The 17402-nt window shown below is 71.0% G+C and carries 15 protein-coding genes and 1 pseudogene; 12 read left to right on the forward strand and 4 right to left on the reverse strand.

The window, feature by feature from the left end; all coding sequences use genetic code 11:
* The 5 genes from BM430_RS07950 to BM430_RS07970 are packed head-to-tail and all read left to right on the forward strand — an operon-like array spanning position 1 to position 5308.
* A complete protein-coding gene (locus BM430_RS07950) occupies positions 1–2943 on the forward strand; it encodes a formate dehydrogenase subunit alpha (protein WP_093566716.1) in 2943 nt (980 codons plus the stop codon).
* Between the two features lie 12 nt (positions 2944–2955).
* A complete protein-coding gene (fdh3B, locus tag BM430_RS07955; RefSeq protein WP_048442646.1) occupies positions 2956–3552 on the forward strand; it encodes a formate dehydrogenase FDH3 subunit beta in 597 nt (198 codons plus the stop codon).
* A gap of 13 nt (positions 3553–3565) precedes the next feature.
* Positions 3566–4567: a formate dehydrogenase subunit gamma gene (locus BM430_RS07960; RefSeq protein ID WP_093566717.1), complete on the forward strand. Its 1002-nt coding sequence runs from the start codon at positions 3566–3568 to the stop codon at positions 4565–4567.
* A gap of 19 nt (positions 4568–4586) precedes the next feature.
* Positions 4587–4799, forward strand: coding sequence for a hypothetical protein (locus tag BM430_RS07965; RefSeq protein WP_093566718.1), 213 nt, complete (start codon positions 4587–4589; stop codon positions 4797–4799).
* Positions 4796–5308, forward strand: a complete 513-nt coding sequence (locus tag BM430_RS07970) for a hypothetical protein (RefSeq protein ID WP_093566719.1) — start codon at positions 4796–4798, stop codon at positions 5306–5308. The genes BM430_RS07965 and BM430_RS07970 overlap by 4 nt, the downstream gene beginning before the upstream one ends.
* Before the next feature lie 248 nt (positions 5309–5556).
* On the opposite strand, the gene BM430_RS07975 is transcribed toward BM430_RS07970, so the two are convergent.
* Positions 5557–7416, reverse strand: a complete 1860-nt coding sequence (locus BM430_RS07975) for an ABC transporter ATP-binding protein (RefSeq protein WP_093566720.1) — start codon at positions 7414–7416, stop codon at positions 5557–5559.
* 120 nt (positions 7417–7536) lie between these two features.
* On the opposite strand from BM430_RS07975, the gene BM430_RS07980 reads away from it, so the two are divergent.
* The 6 genes from BM430_RS07980 to BM430_RS08005 all read left to right on the forward strand — a co-directional run bounded on the left by BM430_RS07980 (position 7537) and on the right by BM430_RS08005 (position 11916).
* Positions 7537–7992, forward strand: a complete 456-nt coding sequence (locus BM430_RS07980; protein WP_093566721.1) for a tRNA (cytidine(34)-2'-O)-methyltransferase — start codon at positions 7537–7539, stop codon at positions 7990–7992.
* A 71-nt stretch (positions 7993–8063) separates the two neighbouring features.
* A complete protein-coding gene (gene hemF, locus BM430_RS07985; protein WP_093566722.1) occupies positions 8064–8960 on the forward strand; it encodes an oxygen-dependent coproporphyrinogen oxidase in 897 nt (298 codons plus the stop codon).
* Positions 8961–9094: 134 nt separating this feature from the next.
* Entirely contained in the window at positions 9095–9337 is a 243-nt protein-coding gene (locus tag BM430_RS07990; protein ID WP_093566723.1) for a type II toxin-antitoxin system RelE family toxin, read from the forward strand.
* Positions 9338–9347: 10 nt separating this feature from the next.
* Positions 9348–9815 carry a helix-turn-helix domain-containing protein gene (locus BM430_RS07995; RefSeq protein ID WP_093566724.1) on the forward strand — a complete coding sequence of 156 codons (468 nt, stop codon included), beginning with the start codon at positions 9348–9350 and terminating at the stop codon, positions 9813–9815.
* Complete coding sequence (locus BM430_RS08000; RefSeq protein WP_093566725.1) at positions 9812–10708, forward strand: DMT family transporter; 897 nt, start codon at positions 9812–9814, stop codon at positions 10706–10708. Before BM430_RS07995 ends, BM430_RS08000 begins: the two co-directional genes overlap by 4 nt.
* Before the next feature lie 32 nt (positions 10709–10740).
* Positions 10741–11916, forward strand: coding sequence for a vWA domain-containing protein (locus BM430_RS08005; RefSeq protein WP_093566886.1), 1176 nt, complete (start codon positions 10741–10743; stop codon positions 11914–11916).
* A 106-nt stretch (positions 11917–12022) separates the two neighbouring features.
* Here the strand turns inward: BM430_RS08005 and BM430_RS08010 are convergent, their stop codons facing one another.
* From BM430_RS08010 to BM430_RS08020, 3 genes are all read right to left on the reverse strand, one after another.
* A complete protein-coding gene (locus BM430_RS08010; protein ID WP_244539375.1) occupies positions 12023–13111 on the reverse strand; it encodes a methyl-accepting chemotaxis protein in 1089 nt (362 codons plus the stop codon).
* Positions 13112–13339: 228 nt separating this feature from the next.
* Positions 13340–13660 (reverse strand): 2Fe-2S iron-sulfur cluster-binding protein, encoded by a 321-nt coding sequence (locus tag BM430_RS08015; protein WP_093566727.1) that lies wholly within the window; start codon positions 13658–13660, stop codon positions 13340–13342.
* A gap of 143 nt (positions 13661–13803) precedes the next feature.
* The gene (locus tag BM430_RS08020) at positions 13804–14121 is read right to left on the reverse strand and encodes an Hpt domain-containing protein (protein ID WP_093566728.1); all 318 of its coding nucleotides are present in this window, start codon (positions 14119–14121) and stop codon (positions 13804–13806) included.
* A 438-nt stretch (positions 14122–14559) separates the two neighbouring features.
* On the opposite strand from BM430_RS08020, the pseudogene BM430_RS08025 reads away from it, so the two are divergent.
* Positions 14560–17402: pseudogene (locus BM430_RS08025) on the forward strand (hypothetical protein); the annotation flags it as partial.

Consider the following 17402-nt stretch of genomic DNA (forward strand, 5'->3'; position numbering starts at 1 on the left):
ATGCTGACCAAGCGCAGGAACGGCGTGGCGGCCCGCGGCAGCCATCAGGCCCTCGCCGCGGGACTGACCGCCCACACCCTCGACCGCCGCGGCTTCCTGCGGAAATCGGGGCTGGCCGCCGGCGGGCTGGCCGTGCTCGGCACCGTGCGGCTCGGCGCGGTGCGGCAGGCTAAGGCCGCCGGCTCGTCGGCCGATCCGGCCCAGGCCGTGATCCGCAAGAACGTCTGCACCCACTGCTCGGTCGGCTGCACGGTGACGGCCGAGGTCGTCAACGGCGTCTGGGTCGGCCAGGAGCCGTCCTGGGCGAGCCCGATCAACCGCGGGGCGCATTGCGCCAAGGGCGCGGCGATCCGCGAGCTCGTCCACAGCGACCGCCGCCTGCGCTACCCGATGAAGATCGTGAACGGCGAGTGGCAGCGGGTCTCCTGGGACCAGGCGATCACCGAGATCACCGACAAGCTCCAGGCGATCCGCAACAAGAACGGCGCCGATTCGGTCTACTGGCTCGGCTCGGCCAAGTTCACCAACGAGGCCTCGTACCTGTTCCGCAAGTTCGCGGCCTATTGGGGCACGAACAACGTCGACCATCAGGCCCGCATCTGCCACTCGACCACGGTGGCGGGCGTCGCCAACACCTGGGGATACGGCGCCCAGACCAATTCCTACAACGACATCCGCAACGCCAAGACGATGATCATCCTCGGCGGCAACCCCGCCGAGGCGCACCCGATCTCCATGCAGCACGTGCTGTCGGGCAAGGAGATCAACCGTGCCAACATGATCGTCATCGATCCGCGCTTCACCCGCACGGCCGCGCACGCGACCGAGTACGTCCGCATCCGCTCCGGCACCGACATCCCGGTGATCTGGGGCATCCTCTGGCACGTCTTCCAGAACGGCTGGGAGGACAAGGACTTCATCAGCCAGCGCGTCTACGCGATGGACGACGTCCGCAAGGAAGTCGCCAAGTGGACGCCCGACGAGGTCGAGCGGGTGTCGGGCGTGCCGGGCGAGCAGCTCAAGCGCGTCGCCGAGCTCTTCGCCAAGGAGAAGCCCGCGACGCTCATCTGGTGCATGGGCGCGACCCAGCACACGGTCGGTACCGCCAACGTGCGGGCGCTCTGCATCCTGTGCCTCGCCACCGGCAACGTGGGTAAGCCGGGCACCGGCGCCAACATCTTCCGCGGCCACACCAACGTCCAGGGCGCGACCGATCTCGGCCTCGATGTGACGACGCTGCCGCTCTATTACGGCCTCGTCGAGGGCGGCTGGAAGCACTGGGCCCGGGTCTGGGAGGTCGAGTACGACTGGCTGCAGTCGCGCTTCGACGAGGTGCCCGCCAGCGCTGGCCGCAAGGCGCGCTCGCGCAAGGAGAACATGGAGACCCCCGGTCTCACCTCGACCCGGTGGTTCGACGCGGTGAGCCTGCCGGCCGACCAGGTCGACCAGCGCACGCCCTTGAAGGCCATGATGGTGTTCGGCCACGGCGGCAACACCGTGACCCGGATGCCCGAGGCGGTGAAGGGCATGGCCGAGCTCGAACTGCTCGTCGTCGCCGATCCGCACCCGACCACCTTCGCGGCGATGGATGCGAGGCGCGACAACACCTACCTCCTGCCGATCTGCACCTCGCTCGAGATGGACGGGTCGCGCACGGCCTCGAACCGCTCGCTGCAATGGGGCGAGCAGATCGTGAAGCCGGCCTTCGAGTCGAAGAACGACTACGAGGTCATCTACCGGATGGCCCAGAAACTCGGCTTCGCCGACTCGCTGTTCAAGAACAGCAAGGTCGTGGACGGCGTGCCGTCGGCCGAGGACCTGTTGCGGGAGATCAACCGCGGCGGCTGGTCGACCGGCTATTGCGGCCAGAGCCCCGAGCGCCTCAAGGCGCACATGAAGAACCAGCACAAGTTCGACCTCGTCACCCTGCGGGCGCCGAAGGACGATCCGGAGGTCGGCGGCGACTATTACGGGTTGCCGTGGCCGTGCTGGGGCAAGCCGGAGCTGAAGCATCCGGGCACCCACATCCTCTACAACACGTCGCTGCACGTGAAGGAGGGCGGCAGCACCTTCCGGGCCCGGTTCGGCACCGAGCGCAACGGCCAGACGCTGCTGGCGGAGGATTCCTTCACCAAGGATTCCGACCTCACCGACGGCTACCCGGAATTCACCTTCGGGGTGTTCCGCAAGCTCGGTTGGGACAAGGATCTGACGGCGGAGGAGCTCGCGACGATCCAGCGGATCGGCGGCAACAATCCGGACGCGGTCAGCTGGGCCACCGACCTGTCCGGCGGCATCCAGCGGGTCTGCCTCGATCACGGCGTGATCCCGTTCGGCAACGGCAAGGCCCGGGCCAATGCCTGGAACCTGCCCGACCCGGTGCCGGTCCACCGCGAGCCGATCTACTCGCCCCGGCCCGACCTCGTCGCCAAGTACCCGACGCGGCCCGACGAGCGGCAGTTCCGCATGCCGAATGTCGGCTTCTCGGTGCAGAAGGCGGCGGTCGATCGCGGCGTCGCCAAGCAGTTCCCGATCATCCTGTCCTCGGGCCGCCTCGTCGAATACGAAGGCGGCGGCGAGGAGACCCGCTCGAATCCCTGGCTCGCCGAGTTGCAGCAGGACATGTTCGTCGAGGTCAACACCCAGGACGCCGCCGAGCGCGGCATCAAGGACGGGCAGTTCGTCTGGGTCTACGGCCCGGAGAACTCCGCGAAGGCCAAGGTGAAGGCGCTGGTCACCGACCGGGTCGCCAAGGGCGTCGCCTGGGCCCCGTTCCACTTCTCGGGCTGGTTCCAGGGCAAGGATATGCGCGACTTCTACCCGAAGGGCGCCGACCCGGTGGTGCTCGGCGAGAGCGTGAACACCGTCACCACCTACGGCTTCGATCCCGTGACGGGCATGCAGGAGACCAAGGTGACCCTCTGTCAGATCAGCGCGGCGTAAGGGGGGATCCTCATGGCCAGAATGAAGTTCCTCTGCGACGCGGACCGCTGCATCGAGTGCAACGCCTGCGTCACCGCCTGCAAGAACGAGCACGAGGTGCCGTGGGGCATCAACCGTCGCCGGGTCATCACCCTCAACGACGGCAAGCCCGGCGAGCGCTCGGTCTCGATGGCCTGCATGCACTGCACCGACGCGCCCTGCGCGGCGGTGTGCCCGGTGAACTGCTTCTACACCACGGCGGATGCCGTGGTGCTGCACTCCAAGGACCTGTGCATCGGCTGCGGCTACTGCTTCTACGCCTGCCCGTTCGGGGCACCGCAATACCCGCGGGTGGGCAACTTCGGCTCCCGCGGCAAGATGGACAAGTGCACCTACTGCTCGGGCGGTCCGGAGGTCGACCTCTCGGTCGCCGAGTACGAGAAGTACGGCTCGAACCGTCTGGCCGAGGGCAAGCTGCCGCTCTGCGCCGAGATGTGCTCGACCAAGTCGCTGCTCGCCGGCGACGGCGAGATGATCGCCCAGATCTACAAGGAGCGGGTGATCAAGCGCGGCTACGGCTCGGGTGCGTGGGGCTGGAAGACAGCCTACCGCGAGACGATCGCGATCTGAGGGAAAGACGCCGATGCGCAGGCTGACCTCCATCGCCCTCCTGGCGGCAACCCTGATGCTGGCGGGCCCCGCCGGCGCCCAGGTGCGCGCGCCGGACGGCGCCCCGAACCCGACCGCCTCCTCGGTCAACGAGGAGCTGTTGTTCAAGCAGGATCCGAAGATCCACGGCCGGATCTCGATCCCGAATCCCACGGCCGCCAACCTGATCCAGCCTCAAGGGAGGGAATGGCGCGAGTTCCGCGAATCCTGGATGCCGTGGATCGGCGCGCTCGCCGTGCTCGGCATGATCGCCGCGCTCGGCCTGTTCTACTTCACCCGCGGGCGCATCCGCCTCGAGCACAGCGAGGAGTCGGGCAAGAAGCTCCTGCGCTTCAACAGCTTCGAGCGCTTCTCGCACTGGATGACGGCGACCTGCTTCATCATCCTGTCGCTGTCGGGCCTCAACTACATCTTCGGCAAGCGGCTCCTGATGCCGCTGATCGGGCCGGAGGCGTTCGCGACGCTCGCCCAGTACGGCAAGTACGCGCACATCTACCTCGCCTGGCCGTTCATGCTCGGCGTGCTGTTCATGCTGGTGCTCTGGATCAAGGACAACATCCCGGGCAAGATCGACTGGATCTGGCTCAAGCAGGGTGGCGGCCTCCTCGGCGATGCGCATCCGAGCGCCGGCCGCTTCAATGCCGGTCAGAAGATGGTGTTCTGGATGGTGGTCGGCTTTGGCTTCGCCATGGGCGCCACCGGCATCATGATGATCTTCCCGTTCGCCTTCACCGACATCAACGGGATGCAGGTCATGCAGGTGATCCACTCGCTGATCGGCGTGGTGTTCATCGCCGGCATCCTGGCCCACATCTATATCGGCTCGCTCGGCATGGAGGGCGCCTACGACGCCATGGGCAGCGGCGAGGTCGATCTGGCCTGGGCCAAGGTCCACCACGACCTGTGGGTCAAGGAGCAGCAGGCCAAGACCGCGAGCGGGCCGCAGCTCGGCCGTGGTCAGGTTGCCGCGGAATAGTTGAGAGGCGGAGACAGCGATGAAAGCCTTCCTGATCGCCGTCGTGGCGGCGGTCGTCCTGGCGACCGCGGCGAGCTTCCTGCTCGCCGAGAACCAGCGTTTCGCCTACCAGGCCTTCGCCACCTCCGGCGCCCGGGTCTCCGATCCGGGCACCAACCTCGTCGGCCCGCGTTGGACCGGCGACATCAGGGAGCCCGGAAAGGCCGGGCACAAGGCGGAGGCGGGGTCGTGAGCCGCACCAGCATCATCCTCGCCGTCGCCGGCCTCGCCGCGAGCCTAAGCGCCGTGCAGGCCGCCGGGCCGCCGGCGAACCTGTGCCAGGAACTTGTCGCCTTCGTGCATCCGAAGGCGCCGGACGCTCCGGCGGCCGCACAGGCCCAGCCGGCCCCCGCCGCCGTCCAGGCCCCCGACAAGGGCGCAGCGCAGCTGCCGAGCGGCGGCGCCGGCGAGACGCAGCAGAAATCGGGCCTGAGCGGCCCGGTGGCGCAGAACGGACCCGGCGCGTCGGGCCCGCAGGGTCAGGCGCAAGCCCAGTCCCAGGCCGCCCCCGCGCCGAGCGGCGCGCCGGCGCAGAAGGGGCCGAGCCCGGAGCAGGTGGCGCAGGTCGACGCGGCGGCCGGGGCCAACGACATCCAGGCCTGCCGGGCCGCGGCGCGGGCGATGCGCAAGGCCGGCGTGGTGATGCCGGCGCCGCTGCTGGCCTTGTCGGCGCTCGATCCGAAGTTTTTTGCGCAGCAGTGATGGCGTTTGCGAATCGTCGCCTTCACTCCGACGGTTTTGAGACCCACGATGTCATCCCGGGGCTCGCCGCAGGCGAGAACCCGGGATCCATAAGCCCTGACGATGCCGAATACGGCGGTGCGCGTTCCGGCTACTTCTGAACCGTCAGCGTTTATGGATCCCGGGTTCCGCTGCGCGGCCCCGGGATGACCCGGAGGGTGGCAATACTGTCGGGCGAACGGTCGCCGGCCTACGAACCCACCCCTACCCTACTCCGCCGCCGCCCGCTCCTCGTCCTCTCCCAGGAACCCGCCGGATTGCCGCGCCCACAGGCGCGCGTAGAGCCCGCCGGCCTTGACGAGGTCGGCATGCCGCCCCTCCTCGACGATCCGCCCGCGATCCAGCACCACCAGCCGGTCGAGGGCCGCGATGGTCGAGAGGCGGTGGGCGATGGCGAGCACGGTCTTGCCCTGCATCAGCCGGTCGAGGGAGCTCTGGATCGCCGCCTCGACCTCCGAATCGAGGGCGGAGGTCGCCTCGTCGAGGATCAGGATCGGGGCGTCCTTCAGGATCACCCGCGCGATGGCGATGCGCTGGCGCTGGCCGCCCGACAGCTTGACGCCGCGCTCGCCGACCTGGGCGTCGTAGCCGCCGCGGCCCTTGTGGTCGGTCAGTTCCCGGATGAAGGCGTCGGCGTGGGCGGCTTCCGCCGCCGCCACGATCTCGGCCTCGGTCGCGTCCTCGCGGCCATACGCGATGTTGTCGCGGATCGAGCGGTGGAGGAGCGAGGTGTCCTGCGTCACCACGGCGATCTGCCGGCGCAGGGACGCCTGAGTCACCTCCGCGATGTCCTGCCCGTCGATCAGGATGCGCCCGCCCTCGAGGTCGTGCAGGCGCAGGAGCAGCGAGGTCAGCGTGGTCTTGCCCGCCCCGCTCGGGCCCACCAGCCCGACCTTCTCGCCCGCCGCGATCCGAAGCGTCAGGTCCTCGATGATCCCGGCGTCTTCCCGGCCGTAATGGAAGCTCACGCCCTCGAACGCCACCGCGCCGCCCGTCACCGCGAGGTCGCGGGATCCCGGCCGGTCGGTGAGCGCGTGGGGTAAGGCGATGGTCTGCATGCTCTCCTGCACCACGCCGATATGCTCGAACAGGCCGCGCACGGTCTGCATCACCCAGCCCGACATCGCGATCAGCCGCAGCACCAGGGCGAGGCCCGCCGCCCCCTCGCCCGTCGTCATCTGCCCGCGCGACCACAGGGCCAGCACCACCCCGGCGGTGGCGACGATGAGGCCGCTGTTGAGGAGCGAGAGGGTACCGGTGACCGCGGTGACGAGGCGGAACGAGTGCAGGTAGGCGTCGGTGTGGTCGACCGTGGCGCTGCGCACCGCCGAGCGCTCCTCGCGGTCGCGGGCGAACAGCTTGACGGTCAGGATGTTGGTGTAGCTGTCGACGATGCGCCCGACGAGGACCGAGCGGGTGTCGGCGACCTTGAGCGAGCGCACCCGGGCGCGCGGCACGAAGTAGGTGGTCAGCCCCGCATAGGCGAGGATCCAGACGACGACCGGCAGCATCAGCCACAGGCTGATCGAGCCGAACAGGCTGACCGCCGTGACGGCGAAGATCGCCACGTAGAGCAGCGTGTCGATGACCACGATGGCGAGCTCGCGCACCGCCACCCCGACCTGCGTCACCCGGTTGGCGAGCCGCCCGGCGAAATCGGCCTGGAAGTACGACAGGGCGTGGCCGAGCGTGTAGAGGTGGGTGCGCCAGCGGATCAGGCCCGTGGTCTGCGGCACCACGAGCTGGTTCGAGATCGCCTCGTGCAGCCAGGCGAGGGCCGGGCGCACGACGAGGATCAGGGCGGCGGCCAGCATCAGCCCGGTGCCGTGGTCGCGCCACAGGGTCCCGGGTCCGGTCCGGGCCAGGATGTCCACGAACCAGCCCATCAGCAGGTAGAGCGAGGCCTCGACGCTGCCGGCGGCGAGCGCGACGCAAAACAGCACCGCGAGCGGCCCCCGCACCGGCCGCAGGTAGAACCAGGCGAAGCCCGCCACCGTGTCGGGCGGGCGTTTCGCCTCCTCGAAGGGGGCGAAGGGATCGATGCGGCGCTCGAGCCAGTCGAGGAACATGCGGGCTCCGGGGTGGTGGGCTCTCAGCTATGCGGCGGCGCCTCTTCGCCAACCGGGGGGCGATGCCGCAGGCCGGCAACCGGCGTATGACGGGGCATCGATTCTGATGCTCCCGGACCCATGCTGCGCCTCGCCCTCTACCAGCCCGACATCCCGCAGAACACCGGAACGATGCTGCGGCTGGCCGCCTGCCTCGGCGTCGCCGTCGAGATCATCGAGCCGGCGGGGTTCGACGTCTCGGACCGGCACCTGCGCCGCTCCGGCCTCGACTATCTCGACCATGTCGCGATCACCCGTCACCGCTCCTACGCCGCCTTCGACGTCTGGCGCCGGCAGGCCGGGATCCGGCTGGTGCTGGCCACTACCCACGGATCCGTGCCCTACACGGCGCACGCCTTCCGGGACGGCGATTGCCTGATGGTCGGGCGCGAATCGGCCGGGGTGCCCGACGCCGTCCACGCCGATGCCGAGGCCCGGGTGGCGATCCCGATGCGGGCGGGGATGCGCTCGCTCAACGTGGCGGTGGCGGCCGGGATGATTCTCGGCGAGGGCCTGCGCCAGCTCGGCACCCTCTGAGGCATCGACTGTCCGACGTCTCGGCCATTCGATGCCTTGGCCCGCGCCCGCCGGTATGGGATGAGAAGGCCATGACCGACGCCGCTCCCGACATCGCCGCGCTCAAGACCGAGGCGACCACCTGGTTCTCCACCCTGCGCGACCGGATCTGCGCCGCCCTCGAGCGGCTGGAGGAGGAGGCGACCGGGCCGTTTCCCCCCGAGGCCGGCGGGCCGGGGCGGTTCGAGCGGACGCCCTGGGAGCGCAAGGACCATTCCGGTGCGCCGGGCGGCGGCGGCACCATGGCGATGCTGCGCGGGCGGGTGTTCGAGAAGTGCGGCGTCCACGTCTCGGCGGTGCACGGCGAGTTCGCCCCCGAATTCCGCGGCCAGATCCCGGGCGCGGCGGAGGATCCGCGCTTCTTCGCCACCGGCATCTCGCTGATCGCCCATCCGTGGAACCCGCACGTGCCGACCGTGCACATGAACACCCGCTTCGTCGTGACGACGAAGACGTGGTTCGGCGGCGGGGCCGACCTGACCCCGGTCCTCGACCGGCGCCGCACTCAGGACGATCCCGACACGATCGCCTTCCACGCCGCCTTCGAGCAGGCCTGCGGCAGGCACCCGGCCGCGGATTACGCCCGCTACAAGGCGTGGTGCGACGAGTATTTCCACCTTAAGCACCGCAACGAGCCGCGCGGCATCGGCGGCATCTTCTACGACTACCACTGGACCGGCGATCCGGCCGCCGACCTGGCGCTCACCCGCGAGGTCGGCAACGCCTTCCTCGGAATCTATCCCGAGATCGTGCGGCGCAACGTCGAGACACCCTGGACCGAGGCCGAACGCCACGAGCAGCAGGTACGCCGCGGCCGCTACGTCGAGTTCAACCTGCTCTACGACCGCGGCACGATCTTCGGCCTGAAGACCGGCGGCAACGTCGCGTCGATCCTGTCCTCGATGCCGCCGACGGTGCGGTGGCCGTAAGCGCATTTCACAAAACTCCTGCCACGCCGACATCGCCACAGCGAGCGGTAACGGTGATCGGGGGTTTTGTGGGAGACACCAAGGCTGGTCTCTACCCCCGAGGCTGCCTCGCTCCCATCTGAACGGCCTCGGGCATGAAGGCGATCCGCTTCACGGTACCGGCCCTGAAAGCCTTCGCGAAACTGCCGGACAAGGCTCGCACGCAGTTGCGGTCGAAGCTGGAGCGCTACGCCGAAACGGGAACGGGCGACGTCAAGTCTCTGGTCGGCGTGCCGGGGATACGCATCCGATCAGGATCGTATCGCGCGGTCTTCATCGAGACGGCCGATACGATCGAGGTCTTCAAGGTCGGGGACCGGCGCGATATCTACGAATGAGGTCTGAGGAATGAGCGTTCAGTCGATCGTCACCGAAGGAGGCGAGGAACTCGTCATCCTGTCGCGGCGTGCCTACGACGCCCTCCTGGCCCGCGCCGGCGACGAAGACGCAGAGGACCGCATGATGGCGCGCCTCGCCGAGGACCATTTGGCCGCCCGGGCCGCCAGTGTCGTCGCGTTCGCCCCGGATTGGCTGACGGCCGCGATCCTCTCCGGGGAGTCCCCTCTGGCGGCGGCGCGCCGCCATGCCGGCTTGGAGCTGGCCGACCTCGCGGCAAAGGCGAATGTCGCCACCGAGGTGCTAGCGGCGATGGAGCAGGGACGGCACGCAGGCACCCCGGCAGTGATCAACGACATCGCGCAGGCTTGCGGGATCGACGCCGCACTGTTGTTGGATCAGGATCTCGCTCCCGTCGCGGACGAGCCTGCAGCCCCTCTCCCCACGAAGCCGCGCCGTCGCTCCGCCGGAAACCGGTGAAACCCCTCCCCAACCTCGTCGCCGTCGTCCTCTGGATGGCCGGCGCCCTGCTCTCCTTCTCGGCCACCGCCATCGCCGTGCGCGAGGTGGCGCCGGCGCTCGGGCTGTTCGACATCCTGGCGGCCCGGGCGGGGGCCGGGGTGGCGATCGTCGGTCTGGTCGCGCTCCTGCGCCGCCGGCCGCTCGCCCCGCGGCGGCTGCACCTGCACCTCGCCCGCAACCTCGTCCACTGGGGCGGCAACTACGCCTGGTCGCTCGGCGTCACGCTGCTGCCGCTCGCGGTCGTCTTCGCCCTCGAATTCACCACCCCGGCCTGGGTCACGCTGCTCGCCGTGCTGATCCTGCGCGAGAGGCTGACTGCGAGCCGGGTCGCCGCGGTGGCCCTCGGCTTCCTCGGCGTGCTGGTGGTGCTGCGCCCGGGCGTCGCGGCCTTGCAGCCGGCGAGCCTGGTGGTGCTCAGCGCCGCCATCCTGTTCGCCCTGACGGCGGTCTGCACCAAGGCGCTGACCCGGACCGAGAGCGTGCTGTCGATCCTGTTCTGGATGAACCTGATCCAGCTGCCCCTCAACCTCGCGGCTGGCCGGATCTTTCCGGCGGTGCCGGCCCAGGCCTTCGAGGGGCGGCACGGGCTGGCGCTGGCGATGCTGTGCGTCGCCGGGCTCACCTCGCATTGGTGCCTGACCAGCGCCTATCGCCGCGGCGACGCCATCCTGGTGATGCCGCTCGATTTCCTGCGCATCCCGCTGATCGCGCTTCTGGGCTGGCGTCTCTACGGCGAGCCCCTCGATCCGTGGTTGTTCGTCGGCGCCGGGCTGATCGTCGGCGGCATCGTCTGGAACCTCGCGGCCGAGGCGCGGCGACGCGACCCGGCGCCGGTCCCGAAGGGGGCTTGACCAATCGCGGCGTCGGCGCGTTGATCGGCGCCATGCTGCTGACCTTCTTCACCGAGCTGCGCGCCGCCAAGGTCCCGGTCTCGCTGCGCGAGTACCTGACCCTGCTGGACGCCCTCGACCGCGACCTCGCCGAAAAGCGGGTGGAGGATTTCTACTACCTCTCCCGCACCGCCCTGGTGAAGGACGAGCGCAACCTCGACAAGTTCGACCGGGTGTTCAGCCGCGTCTTCAAGGGCGTCGTCACCGTCGGTGAGGCGGTGGAGCCGCAGGCCATTCCCGAGGAGTGGCTGCGCAAGATGGCGGAAAAGTACCTCACCGAGGAGGAGCGGGCGCAGATCCAGGCGCTCGGCTGGGACAAGCTGTTCGAGACCCTGAAGGAGCGGCTGGCCGAGCAGAAGGGGCGCCACCAGGGCGGCTCGAAATGGATCGGGACCGGGGGCACCTCACCCTTCGGCGCCTACGGCGCCAACCCGGAGGGCATCCGCATCGGCCAGGACGGCAACCGCAACTTCCGGGCAGTGAAGGTCTGGGACCAGCGCACCTTCAAGGACCTCGACGATTCGGCGGAACTCGGTTCGCGCACCATCCGGCTGGCGCTCCGGCGCCTGCGCCGCTTCGCCCGCACCGGGGCGGCGGAGGAGCTCGACCTCGACGGCACGATCCGCGAGACCGCCCGCCACGGCATGCTGGATCTCCGCCTGCGGCCGGAGCGGCGCAACGCCGTCAAGGTGCTGCTGTTCCTCGATGTCGGCGGCTCGATGGACTGGCACGTCGAGCTCGCCGAGCAGCTCTTCTCCGCTGCCCGCTCGGAGTTCAAGCATTTCGAGCACTTCTACTTCCACAACTGCCTCTACGAAAAGGTGTGGAAGGAGAACCGCCGGCGCCACACCGAGGGCACGCCGCTCCTCGACGTGATCCGCACCTACCCGTCCGATTACCGGGTGGTCTTCGTCGGCGACGCGGCGATGTCGCCCTACGAGATCGCGATGGCGGGCGGCTCGGTCGAGCACTGGAACGAGGAGGCCGGGCGGGTCTGGCTCGAGCGGGTGCTGGCCCATTTCCCGAAGGTGGCCTGGCTCAACCCGGTGCCGCAGGCGCAGTGGGGCTACTCGCAATCGAACGCGATGATCCGGCAGATCTTGTCCGACCGGATGTACCCGCTGACGCTGGAGGGGATCGACCAGGCGACGCGGGCGCTGCTGCGCTAGAGCCCCGTACGATTGCGTTGCAATCGAACGATGCTCCAGGTCTTTAATTTTGCCGCATTTTCTTCGACGAACCGGTATCCGCTTCGTCGGACAATGCTCCGGCCGCTCACGCCCCCTGCACGATCACCCCGTACCAGCCGAGGCCCCGATAGGTCTCGTAGCCGGGCGTGCGGTGATAGGCGACGAGGCCCCGGCCGCCCGTCGTCGGCACGACCCCGCTCTCCGGGTCGGCGAGGTCGACGCGCAGACGCTCGGTGAGGAGACCGGCGCCGTCGCTCGCGGCGATCACCCTGTGCGCAGCGTCGACGAGCAGCACCCGCGTGCGGGCGCGATCCTCGGGCGCGACCCGCACGCCCTGGACGATCGCCCGGGCCTGCGGCTCCCAGTCGAAATGGATCGCCAGGACGCCGAGGGGCGGACCTGCGGCCTCGCCGTCCTTGCGCACGCTGGCGCAGTAGGTCGCCACCTGGGCGCCGCCGAGGCGGCTCTCGGTGCGGATGTCGGCCGTGCTGTATTCGTCGCCCGAGGCGAGCGCGGCGGCCTGCCGGAACCAAGGCTCCTGCGCCACGCTCTGGCCGCGCAGGCCCGGGAAGCGGTCGGGCCGGCCGGTGGCGAGGATGCGCCCGTCGAGGTCGCACAGCCAGAGATCGAGATAGACCGTATAGGCCGACAGGATCACCCCGAGCCGCTTCTCGGCGAAGGCCGCCGCCGCGGGGCCGCGATCCGCCGCGCAGGCGACCACCGCCGCGTCGGTCGCCCACCAGCGCACGTCGCAGGTCCGCTCGTAGAGGTTGCGGTCGATCAGCTCCACCGCGTTGAGGGCGAGGTCGACCAGGCGCTCGCCCTGCGCCCGGGTCACCAGCCGGGAGACCTGCTCCTGCAGCCCGACGATGCGCCCGTCGACATCGGCCTCCAGCTCCCGGGCGAGGCCGGCGATCGCCTCGCCGACCGCCCCGACCTCGTTGGCGACCACCGTGAAGCCGCGCCCGTGCTCGCCGACCCGGCTGCTCTCGATGCGGGCGTTGAGGGCCAGCATCTTCACCTGGCTGGTGATCTGGCGGATGCGCTGCGTCTTGTCGTGCGCGGTCTGGCGCAGGGTCGTCGCCGCGGCGGCGATGTCCGACAGGGCGCAGCCGGCCTCGGCGCGCTCGTTGCCCATGTGGCCGTTGCCCATGCGTCGGGCCTGGTTCGTCACGTCGCGTCTCCCGATCCGGGCTCCGGTCCCGGATGTCGGCCGCGATCTTCGAACAACGCTGCTTAAGAAACTACGCGGCCGATGCGGTCTAGGCCGCTTGCCCGACCGGTTCCGCGCGGGATGTCATGCGGTGATCGGGGCCGATGTCAGGCGTTCACGCCGCTCAACCCCAGGTAGGATGCGCCATTCCTCTACGGAACGGGAAGTTGTCGGCCGGGCCCGGAAAACTCAGCCTTGGCGGGCCGGGGTCGTGACGGTGAGGCCGTCGAGCTCGGGCTTGAGCCGGATCTGGCACGACAGGCGGGAACTCGGCCGCACGTCCGAGGCGAAGTCGAGCATGTCCTGCTCCATCGGCTCGGCCGGGCCGACGGCCTCCGCCCAGTCCTCGCCGACATAGACGTGGCAGGTCGCGCAGGCGCAGGCGCCGCCGCATTCCGCATCGATGCCCGGCACGTTGTTGCGGATCGCGGTCTCCATCACGGTCGAGCCGACCTCGCCCTTCACGGTGCGGGGCGTGCCGGCGGCATCGACGTAGGTGATCTGGACCATCTGGGACTCCGGAAGCCTCGAGCGCGGCCGCGGATTCGGACGTGACGACGCGGCGCGGTCTGATTGGCGGCTGCCGCCCCGGAATGCAAGCGCGCCGTGCGTCGCGCGTCACACGCGCCGCAGCAGGGACGACGGCCGGGGGCTCACAGCAGCGCCACGGTCTCGCGCGCGGCCCGCGCCAGCGCCGGCGCCACGTCGCGCGCGCCGTCCGCGTCGCCGGCCCGCAGGGCCGCTTCGAGACGCCCGGCGAGGGCCGCCACCCGGGCGGCGCCGACCCCGAGGGCCGAGCCCTTGAGGGTGTGGGCGAGGTCCGCCCGGGCCTCTTGCGCCAGGTCCGGATCGGACAGCCCGGGGATCAGCCGGTCGCACTGGCCGGCGAACAGCCCCAGCACCTCGCGGGCGAGGTCGGCGTCGCCGAACGTCTGGCGATCGAGGTGCTCGCGGTCGAGGAGCGGCTCCATCCGGGGTCTCGCGCTGGCCCGGTTCGGGCGGGAAGGGTGCGGACCAAATTCCTCAAGCCCGGATCGGACGCAAGGTCACGGACCGTGCACGGCTGTGGGCGACAGACGTTCCGGCGGATCCGGTGGAACTCTGTCCACAGCGTGCTCACCCGCCGTCCCCGCCCGCCCTCCCGCCGGCAAAACCGAGATTCTGCGGCAGGATAGCGGTATCCGGCGCGGCGCCCCGGACACATGGTAACCATTCCGTTAAGCTTTTTGGGAGGGTTGGCGCGGTCCGGGTATCCGGCTGGTACTCCTTGCGTCTAAGGTTCTCGTGGTAAACCGCTGAGATCGCGTCGGCTGGCGGCACGGCGCGGGTTTCGCGGGATCTCGGGGATGATGCGGCGCGGCGGCCTCAACGGGCCGCCCGGCGGCGTTCACGGCGTAACGGGGCGTTCGATGGCGACGGAAAAGAAGCTCAAGGATCCGGCGGAAGCGGCGCTGTCGGCGATTGAGCAGGCCCTGAACCTGGACCATCCGGCGGGCCCGGATTCCCGCTCGCCCGATATCCGCGCGATGGATGCCGACGGGGCCCGCGTCGAGCCCCGCCTGCCAGACGTGCACGATTCCGATCCCCTCTCCGATCCGCTGTCGGGCTCGCTGGCGAAGGGCGCCGGCCTGGAGCCCGGCTTCGACGGCAGCCCCCTGCCCGCCGCCCGCGACGGCCGCCGCGAGGGCGGGCTCCTGCCGCCCGACCGCTCCCTCGTCGCCAACGACGACCGCCGCAGCGTCGGGGCCCTACAGCAGACCCTGCGCATCGAGCCGTCGCGCGCGCCCTACCTCGTCGCGAGCGTCGCCGCCCTCGCCTGGCTCGCGGGCTTCACGGCTCTGGCCTGGAGCCAGTCCGGCGGCGACCTGCGCGGCTTCGCCGCCGGGCTCAGCGGCCTCCAGGGCGCGGTGGGCGCCGCCGCGGTGCTCGCCCCGGTGATGCTGTTCTACATCGCCGCGATGCTCGCGGTGCGCGCCCAGGAGATGCGCCACGTCGCCCGCGCGGTCGGCGAGGTCGCGATCCGGCTCGCCGAGCCCGAAGGCTTCTCGACCGACGCGGTCCTGACCATGTCGCAGGCGGTCCGCCGCGAGGTCGCGGCGGTCGGCGACGGCGTCGAGCGGGCGCTCGCCCGCGCCGGCGAGCTCGAGACCCTGGTGCGCGGCGAGATCTCGACCCTGGAGCGCGCCTATTCGGACAACGAGATCCGCATCCGCTCCCTCGTCGAGGAGCTGGTCGCGCAGCGCGAATCCATCGTCGCCAATGCCGAGCGGGTGCGGGGCGCGATCCAGGGCTCGCACCAGAACCTGACCCAGGAGCTCGACACCGCGGCCGAGCGGATCGTGACGGCCGTGGACGGCGCCGGCGAGCGGGTCACCGCGGCGCTCGGCGCCCGCGGCGAGGCGATCACGGCGGCGATCGGCGACCGCGGCGACGCGGTCACCGCCGCGCTCGCCGCCACCGGCGACCGGGTGGTCGAGGCGGTGGCCGGCCGCGGCGACGACCTGGTGCAGCGCCTGATGGCCACCAGCGAGGGCGTGAAGACCGATCTCGGCAGCGTCGGCGAGTCCCTGAGCCGCGCGCTCGAGACCCGGGCGGTCGAGGTCACGGAGGCGTTCGAGCGCACCGGCGGCCTCCTCACCCGGACGCTGGCGGAGAATGCCGGCACCGTCGCCCGCACCCTGGCGGAGACCGGGGCCGAGGTGATCGAGGCCCTCAACCGCGAGGGCACCCAGGTCCGCGACACCTTCGAGCGCTCGGCGCAGGGGCTGGAGGAGCGCTTCCTCGCCCGCGGCGGCGACCTCACCGAGCGCTTCGCCGAGACCGGCAGCGCCATCACCGAGCGGTTCGCCGCCTCGGGCAGCGCCATCGCGGCCCACATCTCCGACCGTGGCATCGCGTTGCGCGAGGAGATCGAGCAGGCCGGCAACGGCGTGGCGGTCGCGATCGAGGCCCGGGCGGCCGCCGCCGAGGCCGGGCTCGCCCGCGCCAGCGACGGCGTCATCACGGCCTTCGGCGACCGCGCCACGAAGGTGCGCGACGACCTCTCGACCCTCGTCGAGGATGCGGCGCAGGCGCTGGGCGTGCGCGGCGCCGACCTCGCGTCCCGCCTGGAGGAGACGATCGGGCGCGTCGAGGAGGTGCTGGTCGGCCATGGCGGCACCCTCGAGCGCAGCCTGGACCAGACCGGCGAGCGCGTCGCCGCCCTGGTGGCCGAGCGGACGGGCGAGGCCGAGGACCGGATCGGCCAGGCGCTGGCCGGCCTCGGCCTCGCCTTCGAGACCCGCAGCCGCGACCTCGCCGACGGCCTCGACCAGCGCACCCGGGAGACGCAGGCCGCGCTCGCGCTGGCCGCCGACACCCTCCAGGGCGGCTTCGAGGCCCGCACCGCCGATGCCGGCGACGCCCTGCGCCGCACCGCGGACGAGATCGGCGCCGACCTGGACGCCCGCGCCGCCGCCCTGGCCGCGCGCTTCCGCGCCGCCGCCGAGGCGGCGACCGGCCATGTCGGCGCGCAGACCGAGGAGGCCGCGACCGCCTTCGCCCGCGCCGCCGACGAGGCCGGCCGCACCCTGGCGACCCGCGCCCAGTCCCTCGACGAATCCCTGCGCGGCACGATCGATCACCTCTCGCGCCAGGCCGAGGACGTGTCCGCGGCCCTCGCGCTCGCCGCCGAGAGCGCCACTGGTGCCCTCGACGGGCGCACCGCCGCTGCCGCCGCCGCCTTCGTGGCCGCCGCGCAGGAGGCCGGCCGCCTGATCGGCGAGCGGACCGAGACCGCCGACGCTTCCTTGCGCACCGCGCTCGCCGGCCTCGCCGAGCGGGCCGAGGCCGCCGCCGCCGCCCTCACCGCCTCGGCCGATACGGTCGGCGACGCGCTCCAGGGCCGCTCGACGGAGGCCGCCGAGATCATGCGCCGCACCGCGGAGCAGGTGACGGGTGCGCTCGGCACCCGCACGGTCGAGGTGGCGCACATCTTCCGGCGCACGCTGGAGACCACCGGCGCCGAACTCGACGCCCGCAGCCAGGCCGCGGCCGAGCTGTTCCGGCAGGCGACGACCGCGACGACCGGCGAGCTGGGTGCGCGGGCGGAAGAGGCCGCCGAGGTGCTGCGCCGCGCCGCCGAGACGGCGACGGGGGCGGTCGGCGTCCGGACAGCCGAGAGCGTCGAGGCGTTCCGTCAGGGGGCCGAGGAGGCGACGGGCGCGCTGCAGGCGCGTCTGGCCGATGCTGCCGCGTCCTTCGCCCGGGTGGC

This window comes from Methylobacterium sp. 174MFSha1.1, assembly GCF_900116815.1.
GTDB lineage: Bacteria > Pseudomonadota > Alphaproteobacteria > Rhizobiales > Beijerinckiaceae > Methylobacterium.